The sequence below is a fragment of the Acidovorax facilis genome (genome assembly GCF_023913775.1).
GTDB lineage: Bacteria > Pseudomonadota > Gammaproteobacteria > Burkholderiales > Burkholderiaceae_C > Acidovorax > Acidovorax facilis.
The window spans coordinates 40072-64756 of sequence record NZ_JAMXAX010000017.1 but is presented as its reverse complement, the minus strand read 5'-3'; the positions used below and the strand labels follow the sequence as shown (position 1 = coordinate 64756).

Genomic DNA, 24685 nt, shown 5'->3' with positions numbered 1-24685 from the left:
CCACCGTGCAGACATCCTCCCTCCGGCCCCGGCCCGCCAAGGCGAAGCCCGAGCGGCTGCGCGCTCCCGTACCCCGGGCCCTGGCTTATGGCGTGGCGCTGGCCTGGTGCGGTCTGCCGCTCTCCGTGCTGGCGCAGGCGCCTGACGCTGCCCCGCCTGCCAGCGCCTGGGATGCACCCCCTGCGCTGCGCACCTCGCCCCTGCTTCAGGAAAAGATTCCCGAGGCGGTCCGGCCCCAGCTCCCCGTTTTTGTGACGGGGGACCGGATCAGCGGCCAGACCGACCTGAACGCCGTCATCGAAGGCAATGCCGAATTGCGCCGGGGCGACACCGTGATCCGTGCCGACCGCCTGGACTACAACGTGCCCGAAGACCTGGCCAAGGCCAACGGCAAGGTGCGCATCAACCGCGCGGGCAACGTGTACGAAGGCACGGCGCTGGAGCTGCGGGTGGATGCCTTCGAAGGTTTCTTCAGCGACGCGCGCTACCAATTTTTGGCCACCCAGGCGCACGGCGACGCCACGCGCGTGGATTTCATCGACCGCGACCGTGCCGTGGTGCACAACGCCACCTACACCACCTGCGAGCGCGGCAATGAAGAAAGCTGGCAGCCCGACTGGGTGCTGCGCGCCGCCACCATTCGCATCGACAACGAGGAAGAGGTCGGCACCGCCGAAGACGCGGTGCTGGAGTTCAAGGGCGTCTCTGTGCTGCCCATTCCGTACATCACCTTCCCGCTGTCGGACAAGCGCAAGTCCGGCCTGCTGCCGCCCACCATCGGGCTGGACAGCCGCGACGGGGTGGCGTACATCCAGCCCTACTACTGGAACATCGCACCCAACCGCGACGCCACGCTGCGCGCCGCCCTCATGACCAAGCGCGGCGCCAACCTGGGCGGCGAATTCCGTTACCTGGAGCCCAGCTACACCGGCCAGATCAGCGCCGATGTGATGCCCACCGACCGCCTGCGCGACCGCATGCGCTGGAGTTTTTCGGGCCAGCACCAGGGCGCCTTTGACACCGCCATCGGCGGGCTGGGGCTCAATCTGAACGTCAACCGCGTGAGCGACGACAACTACTGGCGCGACTTTGGCCGGGCGTCCGACCTGCTGCGCCAGCGCCTGCTGCCGGGCGACGCCACGCTGTCGTGGGCGCGCAATGACATGTCCGCTAGCGTGCGCACCCTCAAGTGGCAGACCTTGCAGGACGTGACCTCGCCCATCGTGCCGCCGTATGACCGGCTGCCGCAGCTGCAGTGGCGCTATGCACCGTCGCAGCTGGGTGGCGGGCTCGATGCCAGCGTGGAGCTGGACACCACCCGCTTCCAGGCCGCCCGCGAGCTGACAGGCCAGCCCAATGCCAACCGCAGCTATGCGATGGCGCAGATCAGCAGGCCGTTTTTGGCGCCTGGGGGCTTTGTCACCCCGCGCCTGCAATTGCATGCCACGCAGTACCAGTTTGACTCGGCGCTATCCAACGGGCAGCGTTCAGCCAACCGCACCTTGCCCACCTTCAGCCTGGACAGCGGGCTGGTGTTTGAACGCGATGCCGCCTACTTTGGCCGCGCCTTCTTGCAGACGCTGGAGCCGCGCGCGTTCTACACCTACACGCCTTACCGTGACCAGAGCATGCTGCCCGTGTACGACACGGCGGCCAATGATTTCAACTTTGCCACCATCTACACCGAGAACGCTTTCGGGGGTAACGACCGGCTGGCCGACAACAACCTGCTCACACTGGGTGTGACCACCCGGCTGCTGGACCCGAACACGGGCGCCGAGGCTGCACGCTTTGGCATTGCCCAGCGGCTGCGGTTCTCGGACCAGAAGGTCACCTTGCCCGGCGGTACCCCCGTGAGCGAGCGCCTGTCGGACCTGTTGCTGGGCGCGGGCATCAGCTGGACGCCCCAGTGGGGCTTTGACTCCACCGTGCAGTACAACCCCAAGACGGGCCGCTCCATCCGCTCGACCATCGGCGCGCGCTACAGCCCCGGCAATTACCGCACCGTGAGCGCGGCCTACCGCCTGCAGCGTGGCACCAGCGAGCAGATCGACATCGGCTGGCAGTGGCCGCTGAACGACCTGTGGGGCGACAAGGGCAAAGACCTGGGCGCAGGCCGTGGCCAGGGCGGCGGGCGCTGGTACAGCGTAGGCCGTCTGAACTACAGCCTGCAGGACCGCAAGCTGGTGGACACCGTGGTGGGCCTGGAGTACGACAGCTGCTGCTGGATTGGCCGTGTGGTGCTGGAGCGCCTGCAAAGCAGCGTGACCACCTCCAACACCCGCCTGCTGTTCCAGATCGAGTTCGTCGGCTTCTCGCGCCTGAGCCTGGGCTCCAGCCCCCTGGACACCTTCAAGCAGAATGTGCCGCGTTACCAGAACCTGCGCGAGCAGGTCACAACGCCCAGCCGTTTCAGCAATTACGACTAACGCCCAACGCTCCTACGCTTAACGCCATGAATCACCGTGTCATTGCACTGGCCATTGCCACCCTGGCTTCCCTGCTCTCCCAGGGCGCCCTGGCCCAAGGGCTGCGCCCTTCCGGCGCACCGTCGGGCAAAGGGCTGACGGCGCGCCCGGCGGCCGCACCATCGATCACGCTGCCTGCAGAAACGGCAAGTGGTAGCAGCAGCTCGGCACCCCGGCAGGCGGATTTCATTGTCGCCGTGGTCAATTCCGAGCCCGTGACCAACAACGAGGTCCGCGCGCGCCTGGCCCGCGCCCAAGCCCAGCTGGCCCAGCAAGGGGGTGCCATGCCGCCCCGGGAGCTGCTGGCGCGCGAGGTGCTGGAGCGCATCATCCTGGAGCGCGCACAGCTGCAGCAAGCCAAGGAATCGGGCCTCAAGGTGGATGACTACGCCGTGTCGCAGGCCGAACAGGGCGTGGCCCGCCAGAACAACATGTCGGTCGATGACCTCTACCGCCGCCTGGCGCGGGACGGCATGGGCAAGGAGCGCTTCCGCGAGGAATTGCGCAACCAGTTGCTGCTGCAGCGCCTGCGCGAGCGCGAGGTGGAGGCGCGCGTGAAAGTCACCGACCTGGACATCGACCAGTACCTGCGCGAGCAGCAAAAGGGCAACGACGTCGCTTCGATGGAGATCAACCTGGGCCATGTGCTGGTGCTGGTGCCCGAGAACGCGAGCCCCGTGCAGGTGGCCGAGCGCCAGGCACGCGCCCAGCGCGCGGCCGACAAGGTGCGCGCGGGGGAAGACTTTGCGGCCGTGGCCCGCGAGTTTTCGGATGCGCCCGAGGGACAGCGCGCGGGCGGCCAACTGGGCATGCGCCCGGCCGACCGGTATCCTGAGCTGTTTGTGAACTCCACGCTGGGCCTGCCTGTGGGCAGCATCGTCGGGCCCGTGCGCTCGCCAGCGGGCTTCCACGTGCTCAAGGTGATCGAGCGAGTCACGGCTGGCGTGCCCACCACGGTGGTGCAAAACCATGCCCGCCACATCCTGCTGCGCACGGGGCCGCAACTTTCCGAAAGCGCCGCCGCCGCTCGCCTGGCCGACTACCGCCGCCGTGTGCAGATGGGGCAGGCCGATTTTGCAGCGCTGGCCCGCGAGCACTCGCAGGACGGTAGCTCCAAGGAAGGTGGCGACTTGGGCTGGGCCACCCCCGGCCGCTATGTGCCTGAGTTCGAGCAGGCCCTGAACGCCCTCAAGCCCGGCGACATCAGCGAACCCGTGGTTTCGCGTTTCGGCGTGCACCTGATCCAGCTGCTGGAGCGCCGCGAGGCCAAGCTCACCCAGCGCGAGCAGCGCGACATGGCGCGCGACACCGTGCGCGAGAAGAAACTGGACGAGGCCTATGCCACCTGGGCGCAGGAGCTGCGCGGACGCGCGTATGTCGAATACCGCGACCCACCGCAGTGACCGATCAATGATCAGACAGGTAAGCACGCGTTGAAACACATCCCCCGCAAGCGCTTCGGGCAGCATTTTCTGTCCGACAAGGGCATCATCGAAGATATCGTGCAGGCCATTGCACCCCAGCCGGGCCAGCCCATGGTTGAGATCGGGCCGGGCCTCGCGGCACTGACCCAGCCCCTGGTCGAGCGCCTGGGGCGCCTCACGGTCATCGAGCTGGACCGCGATCTGGCCTTGCGCCTGCGGCTGCACGGCCAGCTGGAAGTGATCGAGTCCGACGTGCTCAAGGTGGACTTCACCGCGCTGGCACTGGCCATGCGCGAGAAAGCCGCGTTGCCCGACCTCAAGCTGCGCGTGGTGGGCAACCTGCCCTACAACATCTCCACGCCCATCCTGTTCCACTTGCTGGACCATGTGCAGGTCATCGAAGACCAGCACTTCATGCTGCAAAAGGAAGTGATCGACCGCATGGTGGCCAAGCCCGCCACCAGCGACTACGGGCGCCTGTCAGTCATGCTGCAGTGGCGCTACGCCATGGAAAACGTGCTGTTCGTGCCGCCTGAGAGCTTTGACCCACCCCCACGCGTGGACAGCGCCGTGGTCCGCATGGTGCCGCACGCAGAGCCTGCGCCTTTGTCGGTGCCCCTGCTGGAAGAACTGGTGCAGGTCGCCTTCAGCCAGCGCCGCAAGCTGCTGCGCCACACCCTGGGCCGCTGGCTCGAAGCGCGCCAGTTCGCCGGCACCTTCGACACCCAGCGCCGCGCCGAGGAAGTGCCGGTGGCTGAGTTTGTGGCCCTCGCGCAGGCGTGCTCTTAAATTAATAGCTGCCGACTCTTTGTGGACGGGCGCTAGAGCCCGATTTGGCTAGAATTTTCAGCAACTGGCGCGGCCCAGGCCTGGGATGCCAAGCAAGGGCCGCCCCGCAGCGAGGGCATCGTCCACCTTCCCGAATGGCGCAGCCATTCGAGAGAAGGGGGAAGGCGCGCAGCGCCTCAGGGGGATGTACCGAATTCAGGCCGCGCTCAGCCAGTAACCCGCGTTGAAAGGGCTGCTCATGCGCAGCGCCATCGGGGAGACATCGACAAGCTTGTCGGTCGGCATTTTTTCGGCGGAATCCGTGCCGATTTCAATGCCCTCGACACCTTGTTGGGTGCCGGTAGCCTCGTTCGCCCGTTCTGCTTGGCTGGTGGATGCAGAACGGGCTACAGAAAAGAATAGAAACACCGGAACGGTATCTTGCGGTCGCCCCAGTAGTCGGCGGCGTCGCGGAAGATATCGAGCAGTTGTTCACGCGCTTCCTTGTCGAACTTGCCCGTGGCGGGGATCTGCTCCAGCACCACGATGAAACCAGGCTGCGGGCCCGATTTATGCAAGGGATCCGTCATGCAGTCGTACAACGCATCAAAGTTCTTGCCGAAGTGCGACGGGAAGGTGAATTGCCCGGCAATCAGGTCCAGCACATCCTGCTTGGACTGCGCGTGGGCCAGGTTGGCGTACAAGAAATGGTGACCCATGGAGGTGGCCGCATCCTGCAGGTCCTGCACGCGGAAAGCGCGAATGGACTGCACGATGTTGGTGCGCACGCCACGCAGTGGCGTTTCCAGGTCTTTACGAAGTGGCGTCTGCATCTCCGCTACTCTTTCTTTTTAAAGTCCACAAACTTCTGGCATTTCGCAGGGCTGCGGGATGCAGCCTGCGGGTGGGGGATTCAAGGGGGCGCGCTTACCGCTGCCAGCGTATCTCTGGCCTGCGTGCAGCGCAACGGGGGTCACTCGACGATCTCGCGAAAACTGGCGTAGTGATCGCTGGTGTAGTAGCAGGCGTCCGGAACCCGGGGCTTGCCGCCACACACAATGCGCCGGGCTCCCCGGTTGCGCGATCCTGGTGTTCTGACGGTGTACTCACGGTAGTAGCCCCGCTTGTGGGCGGGCAACAGCCGCTCGCGATTGCCAAAAACTGTTCCGTCCTTGTCATACGGAAAGGGCCCTCCTTCACGGATCAGCGCGTACGTCGCCCGCCCTTGGGGCGGCAACTCGGCCAATGCGATAGGGGGGATGGAGCCGTCGGTGGACGGGGAGTTCCGGGCATGCCCCGCTACCGGGGACAACACGAACGCAACACCCAAAACACACAAAAACCCTGCTTTGCGCGCCCGGGTGGCTACAGCCTTCAGCATCAACGAACCTTTCAGAAACTACGGGTTAACTCGAAATTTCGAGCCGCTAGTGTCGCTCAACGGCCCCCAAAAAGCAAGCGTCTGCACAAAGATTGGGCAGACGCTGAAGGGAAAAACAAGCTCTTTAAGTTAGCGCTTGCTATCAATTTTTGGCTTATCTTGACACGTTGGCATCGGCCACGGTAAGTGCTGTCATGTTCACAATGCGGCGCACGGTGGCGCTGGGCGTCAGGATATGAACCGGCTTGGCCGCGCCCAGCAGCACGGGGCCGATGGCGATGCCGCCGCCTGCGGCGGTCTTGAGCAGGTTGTAGGCGATGTTGGCTGCGTCGATGTTGGGGAACACCAGCAGGTTGGCGTCACCCGTCAGTTCGCTGCTGGGCATGAGGGCTGCACGGGCCTTGCCGTCCAGCGCCACGTCGCCATGCATTTCACCGTCCACTTCCAGCCAGGGGGCTTGCTGGCGCAGCAGTTCGAGCGTCTGGCGCATTTTGACGGCGCTGGGGTGGTTGCTGGTGCCGAAGTTGGAGTGAGACAGCAGCGCGGCCTTGGGCTTGACGCCAAAGCGCATCATTTCCTCGGCAGCCAGGGCGGTGATCTCGGCCAGCTCCTGGGGGGTCGGGTCGTAGTTGACGTGGGTGTCCACCAGGAACACCTGGCGGCCGGGCAGCATGAGGCCGTTCATGCAGGCGTATACCGGCACATCCTGCGCCGTGCTGTCGGCGCCGCCCGCGTGTTTGCCGATCACCTGGTCGATGTAGAGCAGGTGGTTGGCCGTGGTGCCCCAGGTGCCGCAGATCAGGCCGTCCACCTCGCCCTTGTGCAGCATCATGGCGCCGATGAGCGTGAGGCGCCGACGCATTTCGATCTTGGCGACCTGCTGGGTGATGCCCTTGCGCTCGGTCATGCGGTGGTAGGTCTGCCAGAAGTCGCGGTAGCGGTGGTCGAAGTCGGTGTTGACCACGTCATAGTCCACGCCTTCCTTCAGGCGCAGGCCAAACTTTTCGATGCGCTGGGCAATGATGGCGGGTCGGCCGATCAGCGTCGGGCGGGCCACCTTCTCGTCCACCACGATCTGTGCGGCGCGCAGCACGCGTTCTTCCTCACCCTCGGCGTAGGCCACGCGCTTTTTGGCGGCGGTGCGTGCGGCGTCGAAGATGGGCTTCATCGTCGTGCCGGAGGCGTAGACAAAGGTCTGCAGCCGATCGCGGTATGCGTCCATGTCGGTAATGGGGCGCTGCGCCACGCCACTGTCCATGGCGGCCTGCGCCACGGCCGGCGCAATCTTCATCATCAGGCGCGGGTCGAACGGCTTGGGGATCAGGTATTCGGGGCCGAACGACAGCTTCTCGCCCACATAGGCTGCGGCCACCACTTCGCTCTGCTCGGCCTGGGCCAGTTCGGCAATCGCGTGGACGGCGGCAATCTCCATCTCATCGGTGATGGTGGTGGCGCCGCAGTCCAGCGCGCCACGGAAGATGTACGGGAAGCACAGGACGTTGTTGACCTGGTTCGGGTAGTCCGAGCGCCCCGTGGCCATGATGATGTCGCTGCGCACGCTGTGCGCCAGCTCGGGCGTGATTTCGGGATTTGGGTTGGCCAGGGCGAAGATCACCGGGCGCTCGGCCATGGTAGCCACCATTTCGGGCTTGAGCACATTGCCCGCCGACAGGCCCAGGAACACGTCCGCGCCCACCATCACCTCGGCCAGCTTGCGCGCGTCGGTCTTTTGCATGAACTGGCGCTTGTCGTCGTCCATCAGCTCTTCGCGGCCTTCGTAGACCACGCCGGCCAGGTCGGTGACAAAAACATTCTTGCGCTGCACACCCACCTTGAGCAGCAGGTTCAGGCAGGCCAGCGCCGCTGCACCCGCGCCGCTGGTGACCAGCTTCACCTCCTCGATCTTCTTGCCCGCCACCTTCAGCGCATTCACGATGGCCGCCGCCACCGTGATGGCCGTGCCGTGCTGGTCGTCGTGGAAGACCGGGATCTTCATGCGCTTGCGCAGCTCGCGCTCCACGTAGAAGCAATCGGGGGCCTTGATGTCTTCGAGGTTGATGGCGCCGAAGGTCGGCTCCAGCGCGGCGATCACTTCCACCAGCTTCTGGGGGTCTTTTTCATCGATCTCGATGTCGAACACATCCACGCCGGCGAATTTCTTGAACAGAACGCCCTTGCCTTCCATCACAGGCTTGGAGGCCAGCGCGCCGATGTCGCCCAGGCCCAGCACGGCGGTGCCGTTGGTGATGACGGCCACCAGGTTGCCGCGCGAGGTGTAGCGGAAGGCATTGGCCGGATCCTTGACGATTTCTTCGCAAGGTGCGGCCACACCGGGCGAGTAGGCCAGCGCCAGGTCATGCTGGTTGACCATCTGCTTGGTGGCGGCAATGGCGATCTTGCCGGGCTTGGGAAACTCGTGGTACTCGAGAGCGGCACGGCGCAACTGGGCGCGCTTGTCGGAATCGTTGTTGTTCTGGGCCGTGGTGTTTTCGGGCATTCAATTGTCTCCAGCTTGGGGTGTCAATGCCACGCCGGTTCAAGCAGGTCCGGCGCAGGTTGTCAGCTTTCGTAAGGGTGGGCGATTGTAGGCCGCGTTCGGTAAAAACCCTAGTAAGCGAATCTGCTTACATGGGAAATTCAGCTTTGCCGTCTGGGTTGGAATGCGGCGGATCGCTCCAGCGCGAGGTGCAACCTTTACGCAACCGCTGCCGAAGTGGCCTGGAGCTCCGCTTCGAGCCCGTCCGGCCTGGAGCTTCGAGCTGCGAAACCGTTGGCTTCACCACAATCGTTCCCTGCCAGGGCGGTTTTTGCGGTCAGCGCAGTCCATGGCCGAGATGCGGAAAAAAGACCGTAGAAATGGACTGCAGCGGTCCTTCTGTCATCGACGGTTTCCAGTTCCTGCGGGCAACAGATCGAAGCGGGCGCTATCGTTAGCGGTGCTTCTCATGGGGCAAGCTGTTAGCCAAACAGCGCCTCATAGCGGGCGATGTTCGGCGAGCGCGTATCCGGCATGCTGGGCACCAGCATCCACTGCACGCTTCCCAGTTGCGGGTGGTTCAGCGTGTACGTGGCCTGAGAAAGCCTTGGGGCATCTGGTCCATGAAATAGCAGTGTGAACGGCGTCCGAAATTGCTCTGGCAAATGGCCGCGTGCCCGTTCGGTAGCTTCTACCAAAACCAGCTCTACAGGGCCATGCTCTGTCAGTGCGACGAAGGGACTGCCCACCAGGGTGTTGACGGATTCAAAAGTGGTGCTCATCGATGGCGTGTGTTGAGGGATCACAAAAGGGTTGGATACAGGCCATTGAGTTGCCAGAATGGGCTGGTATCCACGACCCACTCAACATCCTACAGCCGAGAATCCACTGTGTATTTGCTATCTGAACCATTTGCCCTGCGTGAGAGGGCCGACGACGATCAGCCTTTTCTGCTGGAACTCTATCTGTCTACCCGCGATGACCTCCAGCAGGCCATCCCCGACCTCGCGCTGCTCCAGCAGTTGATAGCCATGCAGTTCAATGCACAGGAGACCGGCTACCGCCACCAGTTCCCCTTGGCCCGCCAGTTGGTACTGCTGCGTTCCGGCCACCCAATAGGGCGCATGGTGGTAGACGCCTCACCCGAACAATTGCGCTTGGTGGATATCGCCATTGCGCCGCCAGCTCGCCGCAGCGGCGCTGCAATGGCTGCGTTGGCTGCGCTGCAGCGCCATGCAGCAGCGCAGGGCCTGCCACTGTGTCTGGCGGTAGGGCGATACAACGATCCAGCGCAGTGCCTGTACCAAAAATGCGGATTCACTTCCGTGACCGAAGACGATCTTTTCGTGCAGATGATCTGGAGAAGCGCTTCGCTGTGAGAGCTGCCAGCACAATCGCTCCGTTGTTGAAGCCATCTTCGACGGGGGAAATGTGCCTGACCGCGTAGCGCTTGCAGGCAAGGCCATCCGTGGGGCGGCTTCTGTATCGACAACGGGGACACACGGCAAGTAGATCACGGTGCCGGGGGCCGCAGAACAAGCTGCGGCGCTTGCTGGCCACCTGGCTGCAGACAATCCATGCCCCAGACCAGGTGCCCCAGTGCAGCTATGCGACAGCCGCATAGCAGTCTACGCCGCACGCCGCGCGCCGCACGCAGCGACCGCAGCGCTGCTTGCGCGAGACCGTCCAACGATCTCAGTTGCGCGACGGGAAGATGCCTTCCATGCAAATGATGTAGTTGAGGCCCAGATACGGCTGCATGTTGGACACCATGGCTGTGGTCGTCACGGGGGCGGCCAACGGCTGGCCGCCGGTATTGGCGCCCACCGTCACCGCGCCTGTGCCACCAATGGTGGTGCTGACACCACCCAGGTTGACCGGACCCGTTGCGGTCGGTGAGTAGATGGACGCGCTGCTCGGGCCACTCGGCGATGCGCTGAGGAAAGAGCCATTGGCGGGAGTCGTGCTGGTGCCCGTGGTGCCCGTGGACGCCTGCAAATGCGTTGTGCCCGTGAGCCCTGCGGGGTCGAAGGTGGCCGGGTGCGTGTGCGGTGGCAGATTCGAGGCATTGAGTGTCACCGTCGCCGAGCCTGTGCCAATCACAGTGTTGGTGTTGGTACCCGCCTTCTCGCCTTGTGCAATGGGGGTCAATCCTGGTCCAGCGGCTTGTGATCCGACGGGGACCCTGCCTCGCAAATCCGGCAGGCCGAAGGTGTTCACGCCATCCCCCCCGTACGTGGTTCCCAGCAAGGCGAACATGGCTGAGTTTTGCTGAATAGGAACCGTCTGTCCGTTGCAGAACGCCCAGCCGCGCGGCGCGTAGTTGAAACCGACCGGCATGATCATCCCCATAAATGCTTCCATGAGTTCTCCTCCATTAGTGAGTGATAGGCTCAGGAATACTATGACGGCAACACGGGAGCGGTCAACGAATATGCTGCAAGAGGCATTTCACACACGCGAACGCACTCCCCGGCCTGTCTGTCACCCCCTCGGGGGGACTTTGAACGGGCCCTGGGCGTGCGCTGCGCTCTATCGGCTGCTCGGAAAGCTGAACACCGCGCCCTCGCGCACACCGGCGCTGGGCCAGCGCTGCGTGATGGTCTTGCGCTTGGTGTAGAAGCGCACGGCGTCGGGGCCGTAGGCGTGCAGGTCGCCGAACAGCGAACGCTTCCAGCCGCCGAACGAGTGGTAAGCCACCGGCACGGGCAGGGGCACGTTCACGCCCACCATGCCCACCTGGATGTGGTCGGTGAAGTAGCGGGCGGCCTCGCCGTCGCGCGTGAAGATGCAGGTGCCGTTGCCGTATTCGTGGTCGTTGATGAGCTGCATGGCTTCCTGCAGCGTCTTCACGCGCACCACGCCGAGCACGGGGCCGAAGATCTCTTCCTGGTAGATCTTCATGCCGGGCTTGACGTTGTCGAACAGGCACGCGCCCAAAAAGTAGCCTTCCTCATGGCCCGCCACCTGAACGCCCCGGCCATCCACCACCAGCGTGGCACCCTCTGCCACGCCCTGGTCGACATAGCCCTTCACCTTCTCGAAGTGCGGCTTGGTGACCAGCGGGCCCATGTCGTTGCTGTTGTCGGTGCCTGGGCCGACCTTCATCTTGGCGATCTCGGTCTTCAGGCCCGCGATCACGGCGTCGCCCACTTCGTCGCCCACGGCCACCAGCAGCGGGATGGCCATGCAGCGCTCGCCGCACGATCCGTAGGCCGCGCCCATCAGGGCGCTCACGGCGTTGTCTACGTCCGCGTCGGGCATCAGCACGGCGTGGTTCTTGGCGCCGCCCAGGGCCTGCACGCGCTTGCCGTGTTTGCAGCCTTCGCTGTAGATGTATTCGGCAATCGGCGTGGAGCCCACAAAGCTCACGGCCTTCACGCGCGGGTCTTGCAGCAGAGTGTCCACGGCCAGCTTGTCGCCGTTGACGACGTTCAGCACGCCGGGCGGCAGGCCCGCTTCCAGCGCAAGCTGGGCGATGAACAGCGTGGAGGAGGGATCGCGCTCCGAAGGCTTGAGCACAAAGGTGTTGCCACACGCCACAGCCATGGGCCACATCCACAGCGGCACCATGGCCGGGAAGTTGAAGGGCGTGATGCCTGCGGTGACGCCCAGCGCCTGGAACTCACTCCACGAGTCGATGCTGGGGCCCACGTTGCGGCTGTGCTCGCCCTTGAGCAGCTCGGGCGCGTAGCTCGCGTATTCGACGTTTTCAATGCCACGCTGCAGCTCACCGTGTGCATCGGCCAGCACCTTGCCGTGTTCGGCGGTGATCAGGGCGGCAATCTTGTCGGCGTTTTCTTCGAGCAGGACTTTCAGCTTGCTCATCACGCGGGCGCGTTTCAGGGGCGGCGTGTTGCGCCAGGCCGGGAAGGCGGCTTCGGCCGAAGCAATGGCGGCCTCCACCGTAGCCTTGCTGGCCAGCGCCACGCTGGTGGTCGACTGGCCCGTGGCGGGGTTGAACACCGGCTGCGTGCGCGCCGTGTCCGCAACGATCTTGCCGTCGATCAGGTGGCCGACGGTGGTGGTGACGTTCTTGTCGTGGTTCATGGCAAAAATATGGGTAAAAAGTGCTGCTAGCGCTTATCTAGAAAGCGCTAGCAGCTATTGAATCAGGAGTATTCCCGCTGGCGGATGAAACGGCGCGCGCCAAGCCAGCGGCCGCCGTGCACGGGCCGGGGTGTGTCATCACGCCGTTTCAGCCAGGGCATCGCCCAGTGCGTTGATCAGGCGGTCGATTTCGGCCTTCTCGCTGATGAAGGGCGGCGCCAGCTGGATGGTGTCGCCACCGTAGCGCACGTAAAAGCCCTTCTTCCAGCAGTTCATCGCAATTTCATAGGGGCGGCGGGCCGGCTCGCCCGGCAGCGCGGCAATGGTGAAGCCAGCAGCCAGCCCAAAGTTGCGGATGTCAGCCACATGCTTGGCGCCCTTCAAGCTGTGCACGGCTTGCTCGAAGTACGGCGCCAGCGCGTTCACGCGGCCGATCATGTCTTCCTTCTGCAGGATGTCGAGCGCCGCAATGCCCGCCGCGCAGGCCACAGGGTGGGCCGAGTACGTGTAGCCGTGCGCAAACTCCAGCATGTACTCCGGGCCGCCCGCCGCCATGAAGGTGTCGTAGATCTCCTTGGTGGCCACCACGCCGCCCAGCGGTTGCGCGCCGTTGGTCACCTGCTTGGCAAAGTTCAGGATGTCGGGCGTCACGCCGAAGGCTTCGGCCCCGGTCCAGGCGCCGCTGCGGCCAAAGCCGCTGATCACTTCGTCAAAAATCAGCAGGATGTTGTTCTGCGTGCAGATCTCGCGCAGGCGCTGTAGGTAGCCCACGGGCGGGATCACCACGCCGGCCGAGCCCGAGAAAGGTTCCACGATCACGGCGGCAATGTTCGATGCGTCGTGCAGCGCAATCACGTCCAGCAGGCGGTCGGCCAGCTCTTTGCCCGTGGGCGGCATGCCTTTGTGGAACGAGCCAGCGGGTGGCTGGGTGTGGGGCAGGTGGTCGGCTTCAATGCCCTGGCCGAACATCTTGCGGTTGGCAACAATGCCGCCCACCGAGATGCCGCCGAAGTTCACGCCGTGGTAGCCCTTTTCGCGGCCGATCAGGCGGGTTTTGCTCGCCTGGCCCTTGTTGCGCCAGTAAGCGCGTGCCATCTTCAGCGAGGTGTCGGCCGACTCGGAGCCCGAGCCGGTGAAGAACACATAGTCCAGGCCCGCAGGCGTCAGTTCCTTGACCCGGTTGGCCAACTCGAACGACAGCGGGTGGCCGAACTGGAAGGCGGGCGCGTAGTCCAGCTTCATCGCCTGCTTGCCAATGGCCTCGGCGATCTCGCGGCGGCCATGGCCCAGGCCCGCACACCACAGGCCCGAGAGGCCATCAAAAATCTTGCGACCGTCCGCGTCGGTGTAGTAGGCGCCGCTGCCCTCCACGATCATGCGCGGGTTGGCCTTGAACTGACGGTTGGCCGTGTAGGGCATCCAGTGCGCGTCCAGCCATTCGGCGTCCATGCGGGGGCCTTCGGCACCAGCGGCGGGTTTTTCGATGTTGACGAAGCTCATGGGGTTCTCCAGTGCAAAGGCGGCGACAAAAGGCGGGCAACCCCAGCGGTCTGGGGCTTGACGTAGGGCATTGTTGCGCTGCCTGTTAATCTCTCCAATACTCCAATATCAATGTTTACTTGACGGTTTATGCAAGTAAAAACACCTCCACCCCACCCTTCCCCCAAACACCGCGCCGTACTGGGCCAGCTCAGCGACATGGACCTGCGCCTCTTGCAGGTCTTCAAGAGCGTGGTCGAGTGCGGCGGCATGTCGGCCGCCGAACTGGAGCTGAACATCGGCACCAGCACCGTCAGCCGCCACATGAAAGACCTGGAAACCCGCCTGGGCCTCACCTTGTGCCGCCGGGGCCGGGCCGGTTTTGCCCTCACGGCCGAGGGGCAGCGCGTGTACGACGAGACCCTGCGCCTGCTGTCGGCCGTGGACGCCTTTCGCAGCAGCATCGATGACATCCACCGCCGCATGGGCGGGCGGCTGGAGGTGGCGGTGTTCGACAAGACCGCCAGCAACCCGGCCGCGCACATCGGCGATGCGATTGCGCTCTTTGCCAGCCAAGCGCCGGAAGTCAGCCTGCAGATGCACGTGGCGTCCATCCCGGCCATCGAGCGCGGGCTGATCGACGGCAGCTTCCACGTGGGCATCATCCCGGCGCACCGCACGTCGCAAAGCTTGGTCTATGCCGACCTGTTTGCCGAAACGATGTTGCTGTACTGCGGTGCGCGCCACCCGCTGTATGGCACCGACCATGCTGCGCTCACCTGGGAATCCCTGCGCGCCTACCAGTTTGCGGGCCTGGGCTACCACTCGCCCAACATGGAGCTGAGCCACAGCACCCGCCTGCCGCGCAAGGCCACCGGGTTCGACCAGGAGTCGATTGCCACGCTGATCCTCTCAGGCCGCTACCTGGGTTTTCTGCCCGACCACTACGCCGAAGGCTTCGAGCGCCAGGGGCTCATGCAGGCCGTTCTGCCCGCACAGTTCCACTACCGCTGCCAGTTTGTGAGCGTGCTGCGCAAGTCGCCGCAACCGCCGAGGGCGGCGCAGGCGTTTGCGCAATGCCTACTGGAGGCCCATGGTTGATGGCTTGCCCGCAGCGCGGCGCAGGCACACAATGCCAACTCTTTGGCGCTTTTGAGCGGGGCACACCATGGCAACCATTTCTTCGATTGGCAGTTCCGGCCTGCAGGCCGCGCAGTTGCGGCTGGATGCCTCGGCCAACAACGTGGCCAACATGAACACCCCCAACTACCGCCGCCAGGTGGTGGCGCAGGAAGAGGCCGCCGACAGCGCTGGCGTGCGCGCCACCGTGCAGCGCCAGCAAGAGGCCGAGGGCGTGGCGCTGGAGAAGGAGGCGGTCGAGCAGATGTCGGCCACCTACGCCTTCAAGGCCAATCTGCAGACCATCAAGGCACAAGACGAAATGATGGGTTCGCTGCTCGACGTGAAGGCCTGAGTCGTTTCTCCCGCGCTCCCGACAATGCCCCGCCAGCCGGGGCATTGTTGTTTTCAGCGCCAGCGCTGGAGTGGCCTCGGGCGACCTCAGCTGGCTACAACCAGCCCGGCCAGCCGGTGAACGAGCCAGCGTTGAAAGGCCAAGCCGGTAGCGGTGCGGCTGCGCAAGGGAATGCTGTACATGGGGGCTCCTTCGTACGGGTGGTTCAGACGTTGGTTCAAACGGCCTGCAAGGCGGCTGGGCTGGGTGCCTGTGTGGCGTCGTCAGCGCCGCGCCGGGCAGCCCGGTCCCAGGCCTTTTCATGGAAGAAGAACGCGACCGCCTGCACCGTGGGCTCCAGCAGGCTCAGCGTGAGCGAGGCCCACAGGTTGCCCGTGACGGCATAGGCCACCAGGGCGGCCACGCAGATGTGGATCACGTAGTAGCTGCCAGTTTTCATCAGCATGGTTTTGTTCTGGCGGGCAGCGCGGCGGATGTGGGACATGGCGGACTCCTTTTCACTTCTTCATCAGGGCCTGCCGTGGTGAGCAGGGATGTTGAAATGGTAGTAATTCTCAATAGCGTTGGCTAATTGATCATCACTAAGCCGGAGATAGCCACTATCAAGCGGCCATCCATCCCGGTCGGGCGGCGCCATGTCAACCAAACTGGTTCAGCGCGTGAACCAGTTCACCGATGGGGCTCAAAAAAAGCCGCTCCGCGCCATGCCCCCGTTGCTATGATGGCCGCTCTTTTCAACCCCCTCTTTTGCTTTGGGAGCACACATGGCCCTCATGGACTTCATCAAGAAACAGTTCATTGACATCATTCAATGGACCGAAGAGGGGGACGGCACGCTGGCCTGGCGCTTCCCCATGGCGGGCATGGAAATCCAGAACGGCGGCACGCTGGTGGTGCGCGAGTCGCAGATGGCCATCTTCGTCAACGAAGGCCAGGTGGCCGACGTGTTTGGTCCCGGCACCTACAAGCTCACCACGCAGACGTTGCCGGTGCTGACCTACCTGAAGAACTGGGACAAGCTCTTTGAGTCCCCCTTCAAGAGCGATGTGTACTTCTTCAGCACACGCCAGCAGATCGACCAGAAGTGGGGCACCCCCCAGCCCATCACGATCCGCGACAAGGACTTCGGCGCCGTGCGCCTGCGCGCGTTCGGCAACTACGCCTTCCGCATTGCCGACCCCAAGGCTTTCCACACCGAAATCTCGGGCACGCGCGAGTCGTATCCCGTGGCCGACCTGGAAGGCCAGCTGCGCGGCCTGGTGCTGCAGAACATCAGCAACGCCATTGCGGGCAGCGGCCTGCCGTTTCTGGACCTGGCGGCCAACCAGGTGATGTTTGCGGAGGCGATGGTCAAGGAACTGGCGCCCATCTTTGCCAAGCTGGGCATCTTGATCGAATCTCTCACGGTGCAGAACGTCTCGCTGCCCGAAGAGCTGCAAAAGATCCTCGACCAGAAGATCGGCATGGGCATGGTTGGCAACGACATGGCCAAATTCATGCAGTACCAGACGGCGCAGGCCATTCCCAAGTTCGCCGAAGCCAGTGGCGGTGGTGGCGGCATTGCGGGCGATGCGATGGGCCTCGGCGCGGGCGTGGCGCTGGGCCAGGTGCTGGCGCAGAACCTGCAGCAGGGCCTGCAGACCCCGGTGGCTCCCGCTGCTGCTGCGGCAGCGCAGGCCGCTGCGACCCCGGTGGGTGTCAAGCCCGAAGAGGTCATGGCAACGCTGGAGAAGCTGGGCGAACTCAAGTCCAAGGGCATCCTCACGCAGGAAGAGTTCGACGCCAAGAAGGCTGAGCTGCTCAAGAAGCTGGTCTGAACCCGGTTGCTATCATAAATATAGCTGTTTGCGCTGGAGGGATAAGCGCTAGAGGCCAAAAAGGCCTCAAAGCCGTGTAGCGCGGCGCAGGCAGCAGCCCCACGATGGCCACCGACCCCACACAGCGTTACTACCGCGCGCCCTGCCCGGGCTGCGGCGCGCCGGTTGAATTCCGCAGCGCGCAGTCCACGCACGCCGTCTGCGGCTACTGCCAGAGCACCGTCGTGCGCAGCGGCGACGTGCTCACGCGCCTGGGCAAGATGGCCGAGCTGTTCGACGACCACAGCCCCCTGCAGCTCATGGCCAGCGGGCGCATCCAGCTCGACGGCAAGGATGTGCCCTTCACTCTGGTGGGCCGCCTGCAATACAAAGGCGATGCAGGGGTGTGGACCGAATGGGCCGCCTTCCTGAACGATGGCACGTTGGCGACGCTGGGCGAGGACAACGGTGCCTACGTCTTCACGCGCCCCATCGACCCAGGCCGCGAAATGCCTGCGCCCGAGCGCTTTCGCATCGGCACCACCACCGCCATCAACGGCAAGCCCTACAGCGTGGCCTACACCGGCCAGGCATCGCTGATCTCTGCCCAGGGCGAACTGCCCAAGCTGCCCCCGCTGGGCCAGCCCTTCGGCATGGTCGAGCTGCGCAGCGCCGACGGTGAAGTGGTCAGCATCGACTACGGCCACACCCCGCCCAACGTGGAGCGCGGCAAGTCGGTACTGCTGGAAGACCTGCAGCTCCAGGGCCTGAAAGACGAATCCGCCAAGGACGAAAAAGGCCGCCAGTTCAACTGCCCGCACTGCGGCGCGCCCGTGCAGGTGAAGCTGGCGGGCACCAAAAGCATCACCTGCGGTTCCTGCGCCAGCATCATCAGCCTCGATAGCGGCGTGGGCGGCGAACTGCGCTCGGCCGAGCAGGACGAGCCCGTGCAGCCCCTCATTCCGCTGGGCAGCAAGGGCCAGCTGCAGGGTGTGCACTGGCAGGTGGTGGGTTTTCAGCACCGCATGGGCGTGGAGCCGGGCGACGACGAGCACTTTGGCTGGAGCGAATACCTGCTCTACAACCAAAAGCGCGGGTTTGCCTTCCTGGTCGATTCCGAAGAAGGCTGGAGCATGGTGCGCCCCACCACCGGCGCGCCGCAGCTCTCCTCCAACGGTCGCACCGCCACCTACATGGGCACCAAGTACGAGCTCAAGTACACCTACGAGGCCGAAACGACCTACGTGCTGGGCGAGTTCTACTGGCAGGTCACTCGGGGCCAGAAAACCAGCAACCGCGACTTTGCGAGCGCCAAGGGCCTGCTGTCGCTGGAGCAGACGCCGAACGAAGTCACCTGGTCCGCCGGTGACAAGCTGGCCAGCGACACCGTGGCCAAGGCCTTCAAGCTCGAAGACAAGGCCGATGTACTGCAGCGCGACGACCCGGGCCCCTTCACCGCCAAGTCGGGCCTGGGCTGCGGCACCATCATCCTGATTGCGATCATCATCATCATCCTGCTGATCATCCTGAGCAATTGTTCGGGGTCGTCGGGCAGCGGCTACCGCAGCTCGGGCGGCTCGTTCGGCGGATACTCGTCCGGCGGAAGCCACAAGTAGGCGGGCGCTCCAAGGCGCCTGCCTGCAGACAGATCCATGAGCCCCGTCTTCACCACCCCACCACCTACACACCACCGTTTCAAGGAGTTCACACCATGATGGGAATCGAATGGCTCCGGCCCGCAGCCTTCCTCGGGTCCATGCTGTACGCGCTGATTGGCGTGGTCATTTTCTGGCTGTGTTTTGTCATCGTGGACAAGATCACGCCCTACGACCTGTGGCGCGAGATCGTCGAGAAACAAAACAAGGCCCTGGCCATGGTGGTGGCGGCGATGTGCCTGGGGATCAGCATCATCGTGGCGGCGGCCATTCACTGACGCACCTTGCCTGAAACGGCGCGCGCCCCTGCGGCGCGCCGGTACCTGCCTTGCAATCCGACCTGACTTCTCCTGCCTCGCCGTCCGAGGCCCCGGGCGCCACCGCCGGCCCCCGCCCCATCGAAATCGCCCTGCTCATCAGCGTGTTCGTGGTGGCCGCCTGCGGCCTGCTGTACGAGCTGGCTGCGGGCGCGCTGGCGTCGTATGTGCTGGGCGATTCGGTGCTGCGGTTTTCCACCATCATCGGCACCTACCTGTTTGCCATGGGCGTGGGCTCGTGGCTGTCGCGGTACTTTGAGCGGCAGCTGCCCGCACACTTTTTGCGCATCGAGCTGCTGGTGGCGCTGATTGGCGGCTTGTTGCCCGCCACGCTGTTTCTGGCCAACGCGTACACGCCCGGGGCGTTCCGATTTCTGCTGTACGGCATGGTGTTGATGGTGGGCACGCTGGTGGGGCTGGAGATCCCCCTGGTGATGCGCATCTTGAAGCGCAACGTGGCGCTCAAGGACCTGGTCTCGCAGGTGCTCACGTTTGACTACCTGGGCGCGCTGGCGGTGTCGATGGCGTTTCCGCTGCTCCTGGTGCCGCACCTGGGGCTCATCCGCACGGGGCTGCTGTTTGGGGTGATGAATGCGGCCGTGGCGCTGTGGGCGGTGTGGCTGTTCCGGCACGAATTGCGGCGCCTGAAGGCGCACCTGGCGGCCTGCGTGATGGTGCTGGGCATCTTGCTGGCCGCGCTGGCGGGGGCCGAGCAGATCACCAGCGTGGCCGAAGACAAGTTCTACCAGGACCGCATCGTCTTCAGCACTGCGTCGCCCTACCAGCGCATCGTGGTCACGCAGGGGCGCGCGGGCCACCGGCTGTACCTCAATGGCAACCTGCAGTTTGCGCAGGCCGACGAGTACCGCTACCACGAGGCCCTGGTGCACCCCGCCATGGCCGCCCACGGCGCGCCCAAGAAGGTGGCGGTGCTGGGCGGCGGCGACGGCATGGCCGTGCGCGAGATCCTCAAGTACCCCTCGGTCGAATCCGTGACCCTGGTGGAGCTGGACCCGGCCATGACGAAGATCTTCAGCGAGAACCCGCGCCTTGCGCAGCTCAACGGCCACGCGCTGCAGAACCCCAAGGTGAAGATCGTCAACACCGATGCATTTGGCTGGCTGCAGGAAGGATCGGACACGTTTGATGTCATCGTGGTGGACTTTCCCGATCCCACCAATTTCTCCATCGGCAAGCTCTACACCAACAGCTTTTACGCGCTGCTGGACAAGCGCCTGGCCGCCAGCGGCTACGCGGTGGTGCAGACCACCTCCCCGCTGGTGGCCCGCAAAAGCTACTGGACGGTGGCGCAGACCATCGAATCCATCGGCCTGCAGACGGCGCCCTACCACGCGCATGTGCCCAGCTTTGGCGAATGGGGTTTCATCATCGCCAGCCGCAGGCCCTGGCGCCTGCCCGAGGCACTGCCAGCCGATTTGCGGTTCTTGGGTGCCGACACGCTGCCGCTGTTGTTCGACTTTCCGCTCGACATGGCGCGCGTGCCGGCCGAGGTGAACCGGCTGTCGAACCAGGCGCTGGTGCACACGTACGAACGCGAATGGGGAAAACATTGAGAAGCCCCCCTGAGCCGCTTCGCGCCATCCCCCCGCTCTCGCAGCGCTGCGCGCAGCGGGCAGGGGGACGCCCCCAGCGCGGCGGGGCGGCCCTTGCGCGGCGGCCGCTGGTCTGGGCCGCTCCGGTCGCAAGCGGCGCAGGCGTTGCGTACGGCCGGAGACACTGACGCCATGCAACGCCGCCATTTCCTAGCCACCGCCGCCGCCTCGACTGCCGCCGCGGTGCTGCTGCCGGGTTGCGACCGTGCACCACGCGCGCTGGAAGGCGGCTTCACCGGCATCGACATGGCGCGGGGCCACCAGCTGCGCGACCTGCTCAAGACCGGCACCTTGCCCGCCCCCAGCGTAGTCCGCCGTGCCCAGGTCATCATCGCGGGCGGTGGCGTGGCGGGGCTCGCTGCGGCGCGGTCGCTGCGGCTGGCGGGGGTGGAGGACTTTGCGATGCTGGAGCTGGAAGACGGTGCAGGCGGCAACAGCCGGGGCGGGGCCGTGAGCGGCATTGCCTGCCCGCTGGGCGCGCACTACCTGCCGGTGCCCGGCGACGATGCGCGCGAGGTGCAGGATCTGCTGGAAGAGCTGGGCCTGCGCCGCCGCGTGGCTGGCCGCTGGCAGTACGACGAACGCCACCTGTGCCACAGCCCGCAGGAGCGCCTGTTTTTTGACGGCGAGTGGCAAGAAGGCCTGCTGCCCGTGCACGGTGTGGGCGAAGCCACGCTGGCCCAATACCGCCGCTTTGCACAGGCGGTGGAGCGAGAGGCGAAGGCCGCGCGGTTTGCCATGCCTGCGCTCAAGCTGTTGGGGCCAAAAAAGCCGCTAGCGCCCGCCCATCAAGCGCTGGATGCCATGACTTTCAGTGTTTGGCTGGCGCAAGAGGGCCTGGATGACGAGCACCTGCTCTGGTACCTGAACTACTGCTGCCGCGACGACTACGGCGCGGGCGTCGCGCGCGTGTCGGCCTGGGCGGGCATCCACTACTTTGCCAGCCGCCACGGTTTTCACGCGCCGGGCGAGGCGGTGGATGAGGCGCGCGAAAGCGTGCTCACCTGGCCCGAAGGCAACGGCTGGATCACCCAGCGCCTGGCCGAGCCGCTTGCCAACACTGTGAATGGGGGCGGCCAGCTGCGCACCGCCACCAGTGTGCTGCGCATCACCGAAACCCGCCACGGCGTGGAGGTGGACGCCTTCAACCATGCCACCGACAGCGTGGAGCGGTGGCAGGCGCCGCGCTGCGTCGTGGCGCTGCCCGTGTTCGTGGCGGCGCGGGTGGTGCACAACCCGCCCGCTTTTTTGACCGGCGCAGCGCAGCGCCTGCAGGCGGCCCCCTGGCTGGTGGCCAACATCCACATCGACAGCCCGCTCACCGACCGCCCCGGCGCTGCCCCCGCGTGGGACAACGTGCTCTACGCCGACCCCACCGCCGGTGGCCTGGGGTACGTGAACGCCGGGCACCAGCGGCTGGACACGGGCGCCGCGCTGGCCGGGCCCACCGTGCTCACCTACTACCAGGCGCTGGGCGATGTGCAGGGCGGCCGCCAGCAGCTGGCCACCCAGCCCTGGCAACCATGGGCCGAGGCCGCGCTGGCCACCCTGACCGTGCCCCACCCCGACCTGCGCCAGCGCGCCACACGCGTGGACATCACCCGCTACGGCCACGCCATGGCCATCCCGGTACCTGGCATGCAGGGCTTTTTAAGCCAAATTGGCCTCCAGCGCTTATCAGGTAAGCGCAAAAAGCTATCAAATGGTGAGCAATCGCCCTGGATTCCCACCCCCACCACGGCACGGCTCGCGTTTGCGCACAGCGACTGGTCGGGCTATTCGGTGTTTGAAGAGGCCTTCACGCGCGGGCACGGTGCCGGGCTGGTGGCGGCGGGCTGAATGCCGATGGCGGGCCCCGAAGTGCACATCGACGTGGCGCTGCAGCAGCTCCACCTGATGCTGGACGGGGCCACTCTGCGCACCTACCCGGTATCCACCGCCCTGAATGGCGTGGGCGAACACAACGGCAGCGGCTGCACTCCCCGCGGTCTGCACCGCGTGCGCGCCAAGGTGGGCGCGGGCTGTGCGCCGGGCACGGTGTTTGTGGGGCGGCGCACCACGGGCGAGTTGTATGCCCCCGAGCTGGCTGCAGCACACCCTGGCCGCGACTGGATCCTGAGCCGTATCCTCTGGCTCACCGGCTGTGAGCCTGGCGTGAACCGGGGCGGCGCGGTGGACACGCTGCGCCGCTACATCTACATCCACGGCTGCCCGGACGACTGCCCCATGGGCGTGCCGCGGTCGCACGGCTGCGTGCGCATGACCAACGCCGATGTGATCGACCTGTTTGACCGGGTGGCCGTGGGCACGCGGGTGTGCATCCACAGCATCCAGACCCCCGGGCTCATGGAGGGCGCAGCACCATGACGGACAAGGCCCACCCCGGCAGCCCGCCGCCTTCGCTCGACCGGCGCTTTCTCGTGTTCCTGGGCCCCTTGGTGCTCACCAACATCCTGCAGGCGCTCACCGGCACGGTGAACCACATCTACGTGGGGCGGCTGCTGGGTGCGGGCTCGCTGGCGGCGGTGGCCTCGTTCATGCCGCTGTTCCTGCTGCTCAGTGCCTTCATCTTTGGGCTGGGCAATGGGTCGTCCATCCTGGTGGGCCAGGCCTTTGGCGCGCGCAACCACGCGCGGCTGCATGCCGTGGCGGGCACCACGCTGTGCGCCGGGGTGCTGCTGGGCCTGGTGCTGGCCGCCCTGGGGCTGTTGGCCGTGCGGCCTCTGATGCTGCTGCTGGGCACGCCGGCCGACGTGCTGCCCCAGGCGGTGGCCTATGCGCGGGGGATGATGGTGCTGTTCCCCGTGCTGTTCACCTCCATGCTCACGGCGGCGCTGCTGCGTGGCACGGGCGACACCGTCACGCCGCTGCGCGCGCTGGTGGTGTCGCTGTCGGTCACGCTGGTGTGCGCGCCGCTATTCATCCGGGGCGTGCCTGCCCTCGGGCTGCCTGCGCTGGGCATCCTGGGTGGCGTGGCCGCGCTGTTGCTGGCCACGCTGTGCTCGCTGTGCTACACGGCCTGGCACCTGCGGCGCCGCGCGCATGTGCTGGCCCCCACGCGGGCGCTGGCCGCGCATCTGCGGCTGGACGCTGCCTTGCTGCGCACCCTGGTGCGGCTGGGCGTGCCCACGGGCCTGTTCTTCATCACCGGCTCGCTGGCCGACCTGGGCCTGCTCAGCCTGGTCAACGCGCATGGCTCGGCAGCCACGGCGGCGTGGGGGGCAGCCAGCCAGGTGATGTCGTATGTGCTGTTCCCGGCGATGGCGGTGGCCATTGCTTCATCGGTGTTTGCGGCGCAGGCCATTGGCGCGGGCCAGGGCCAGCAGTTGGCGGCCGTCACGCGCACCGGCATGCGCATGAACCTGCTCCTCACCGGCGGCCTGGCCCTGCTGATGTTCGGCGTCGCGCCCTGGGTGGTGGGCCTGTTTGTGGCCGATGCCCGCGTGATCGACATCGCCGCACGCGTGCTGCCCATCACGGTGTGGGGCGCGGTGTTTTTTGGATGGGCCAGCGTGTATTCCGGCGTGATGCGTGCCAGCGGCACGGTGCTGGCACCCACGCTCATTTCACTGGGGTGCCTGGCCTGCCTCATCGTGCCGCTGGGCTGGCTGCTGGGGCGCCAGTTTGGCCTGGTGGCCACCTGGGTGGCCTACCCCGCCACGTACCTGTGCGCCCTGGCGCTGCAGGCCCTGTACTTCCACGGGGTATGGCGACGCCGGGCGTTGCAGCGGCTGGTCTGATACGCCAGCAATTTGCACTAAAAATGGCCCTAGCGCTTATCCAT

The 24685-nt window shown here is 65.4% G+C and carries 22 protein-coding genes; 13 read left to right on the top strand and 9 right to left on the bottom strand.

Annotation, left to right across the window (positions count from 1 at the left end):
* The first annotated feature begins 56 nt into the window (after positions 1–56).
* The 3 genes from NFX52_RS08245 to rsmA are packed head-to-tail and all read left to right on the top strand — an operon-like array spanning position 57 to position 4681.
* Positions 57–2429 carry an LPS-assembly protein LptD gene (locus NFX52_RS08245; RefSeq protein WP_055398069.1) on the top strand — a complete coding sequence of 791 codons (2373 nt, stop codon included), beginning with the start codon at positions 57–59 and terminating at the stop codon, positions 2427–2429.
* 26 nt (positions 2430–2455) lie between these two features.
* Positions 2456–3871 (top strand): peptidylprolyl isomerase, encoded by a 1416-nt coding sequence (locus tag NFX52_RS08240; protein ID WP_055398009.1) that lies wholly within the window; start codon positions 2456–2458, stop codon positions 3869–3871.
* A 30-nt stretch (positions 3872–3901) separates the two neighbouring features.
* Entirely contained in the window at positions 3902–4681 is a 780-nt protein-coding gene (gene rsmA / locus NFX52_RS08235) for a 16S rRNA (adenine(1518)-N(6)/adenine(1519)-N(6))-dimethyltransferase RsmA (RefSeq protein ID WP_055398011.1), read from the top strand.
* Positions 4682–4876: 195 nt separating this feature from the next.
* On the opposite strand, the gene NFX52_RS08230 is transcribed toward rsmA, so the two are convergent.
* The 5 genes from NFX52_RS08230 to NFX52_RS08210 form a co-directional block, all read right to left on the bottom strand.
* Positions 4877–5089, bottom strand: a complete 213-nt coding sequence (locus tag NFX52_RS08230; RefSeq protein ID WP_147433275.1) for a hypothetical protein — start codon at positions 5087–5089, stop codon at positions 4877–4879.
* Entirely contained in the window at positions 5068–5493 is a 426-nt protein-coding gene (locus NFX52_RS08225; RefSeq protein WP_010464776.1) for a barstar family protein, read from the bottom strand. The genes NFX52_RS08230 and NFX52_RS08225 overlap by 22 nt, the downstream gene beginning before the upstream one ends.
* Before the next feature lie 140 nt (positions 5494–5633).
* On the bottom strand, positions 5634–6041 hold the full coding sequence (locus tag NFX52_RS08220) for a guanyl-specific ribonuclease (RefSeq protein WP_055398013.1): 408 nt from the start codon (positions 6039–6041) through the stop codon (positions 5634–5636).
* A gap of 154 nt (positions 6042–6195) precedes the next feature.
* The gene (locus NFX52_RS08215) at positions 6196–8538 is read right to left on the bottom strand and encodes an NADP-dependent malic enzyme (RefSeq protein ID WP_055398014.1); all 2343 of its coding nucleotides are present in this window, start codon (positions 8536–8538) and stop codon (positions 6196–6198) included.
* Positions 8539–8999: 461 nt separating this feature from the next.
* Positions 9000–9299 carry a DUF6916 family protein gene (locus NFX52_RS08210; protein WP_055398016.1) on the bottom strand — a complete coding sequence of 100 codons (300 nt, stop codon included), beginning with the start codon at positions 9297–9299 and terminating at the stop codon, positions 9000–9002.
* A gap of 108 nt (positions 9300–9407) precedes the next feature.
* Here NFX52_RS08210 and NFX52_RS08205 point away from each other — a divergent pair, with 108 nt between their 5' ends.
* Complete coding sequence (locus NFX52_RS08205) at positions 9408–9896, top strand: GNAT family N-acetyltransferase (protein ID WP_162239767.1); 489 nt, start codon at positions 9408–9410, stop codon at positions 9894–9896.
* A gap of 316 nt (positions 9897–10212) precedes the next feature.
* On the opposite strand, the gene NFX52_RS08200 is transcribed toward NFX52_RS08205, so the two are convergent.
* The 3 genes from NFX52_RS08200 to aptA form a co-directional block, all read right to left on the bottom strand.
* Complete coding sequence (locus NFX52_RS08200; RefSeq protein WP_055398020.1) at positions 10213–10881, bottom strand: phage tail protein; 669 nt, start codon at positions 10879–10881, stop codon at positions 10213–10215.
* A gap of 168 nt (positions 10882–11049) precedes the next feature.
* Entirely contained in the window at positions 11050–12567 is a 1518-nt protein-coding gene (locus tag NFX52_RS08195; protein ID WP_055398022.1) for a CoA-acylating methylmalonate-semialdehyde dehydrogenase, read from the bottom strand.
* A 138-nt stretch (positions 12568–12705) separates the two neighbouring features.
* Complete coding sequence (aptA, locus tag NFX52_RS08190) at positions 12706–14067, bottom strand: omega-aminotransferase AptA (protein ID WP_055398024.1); 1362 nt, start codon at positions 14065–14067, stop codon at positions 12706–12708.
* A 129-nt stretch (positions 14068–14196) separates the two neighbouring features.
* Here aptA and NFX52_RS08185 point away from each other — a divergent pair, with 129 nt between their 5' ends.
* Together NFX52_RS08185 and NFX52_RS08180 are read left to right on the top strand one after the other, a co-directional pair.
* Positions 14197–15147 (top strand): LysR family transcriptional regulator, encoded by a 951-nt coding sequence (locus NFX52_RS08185; protein ID WP_055398026.1) that lies wholly within the window; start codon positions 14197–14199, stop codon positions 15145–15147.
* 67 nt (positions 15148–15214) lie between these two features.
* Complete coding sequence (locus tag NFX52_RS08180) at positions 15215–15520, top strand: flagellar basal body protein (RefSeq protein ID WP_055398029.1); 306 nt, start codon at positions 15215–15217, stop codon at positions 15518–15520.
* Between the two features lie 217 nt (positions 15521–15737).
* Here NFX52_RS08180 and NFX52_RS08175 read toward each other — a convergent pair whose 3' ends face one another.
* The gene (locus NFX52_RS08175; RefSeq protein WP_055398031.1) at positions 15738–16004 is read right to left on the bottom strand and encodes a DUF2061 domain-containing protein; all 267 of its coding nucleotides are present in this window, start codon (positions 16002–16004) and stop codon (positions 15738–15740) included.
* 280 nt (positions 16005–16284) lie between these two features.
* On the opposite strand from NFX52_RS08175, the gene NFX52_RS08170 reads away from it, so the two are divergent.
* The 7 genes from NFX52_RS08170 (at position 16285) to NFX52_RS08140 (ending at position 24641) form a co-directional block, all read left to right on the top strand.
* Complete coding sequence (locus NFX52_RS08170) at positions 16285–17337, top strand: SPFH domain-containing protein (RefSeq protein WP_055398033.1); 1053 nt, start codon at positions 16285–16287, stop codon at positions 17335–17337.
* A gap of 104 nt (positions 17338–17441) precedes the next feature.
* The gene (locus NFX52_RS08165) at positions 17442–18932 is read left to right on the top strand and encodes a DUF4178 domain-containing protein (RefSeq protein ID WP_055398036.1); all 1491 of its coding nucleotides are present in this window, start codon (positions 17442–17444) and stop codon (positions 18930–18932) included.
* 95 nt (positions 18933–19027) lie between these two features.
* Complete coding sequence (locus tag NFX52_RS08160; RefSeq protein ID WP_055398038.1) at positions 19028–19249, top strand: DUF350 domain-containing protein; 222 nt, start codon at positions 19028–19030, stop codon at positions 19247–19249.
* A gap of 50 nt (positions 19250–19299) precedes the next feature.
* Positions 19300–20862, top strand: coding sequence for a polyamine aminopropyltransferase (locus NFX52_RS08155; protein WP_252635603.1), 1563 nt, complete (start codon positions 19300–19302; stop codon positions 20860–20862).
* 171 nt (positions 20863–21033) lie between these two features.
* The gene (locus NFX52_RS08150; protein ID WP_055398042.1) at positions 21034–22740 is read left to right on the top strand and encodes an NAD(P)-binding protein; all 1707 of its coding nucleotides are present in this window, start codon (positions 21034–21036) and stop codon (positions 22738–22740) included.
* A 6-nt stretch (positions 22741–22746) separates the two neighbouring features.
* A complete protein-coding gene (locus NFX52_RS08145) occupies positions 22747–23268 on the top strand; it encodes a L,D-transpeptidase (RefSeq protein WP_055398044.1) in 522 nt (173 codons plus the stop codon).
* Entirely contained in the window at positions 23265–24641 is a 1377-nt protein-coding gene (locus tag NFX52_RS08140; RefSeq protein WP_055398046.1) for an MATE family efflux transporter, read from the top strand. The genes NFX52_RS08145 and NFX52_RS08140 overlap by 4 nt, the downstream gene beginning before the upstream one ends.
* The last annotated feature ends 44 nt before the right edge of the window (positions 24642–24685 follow it).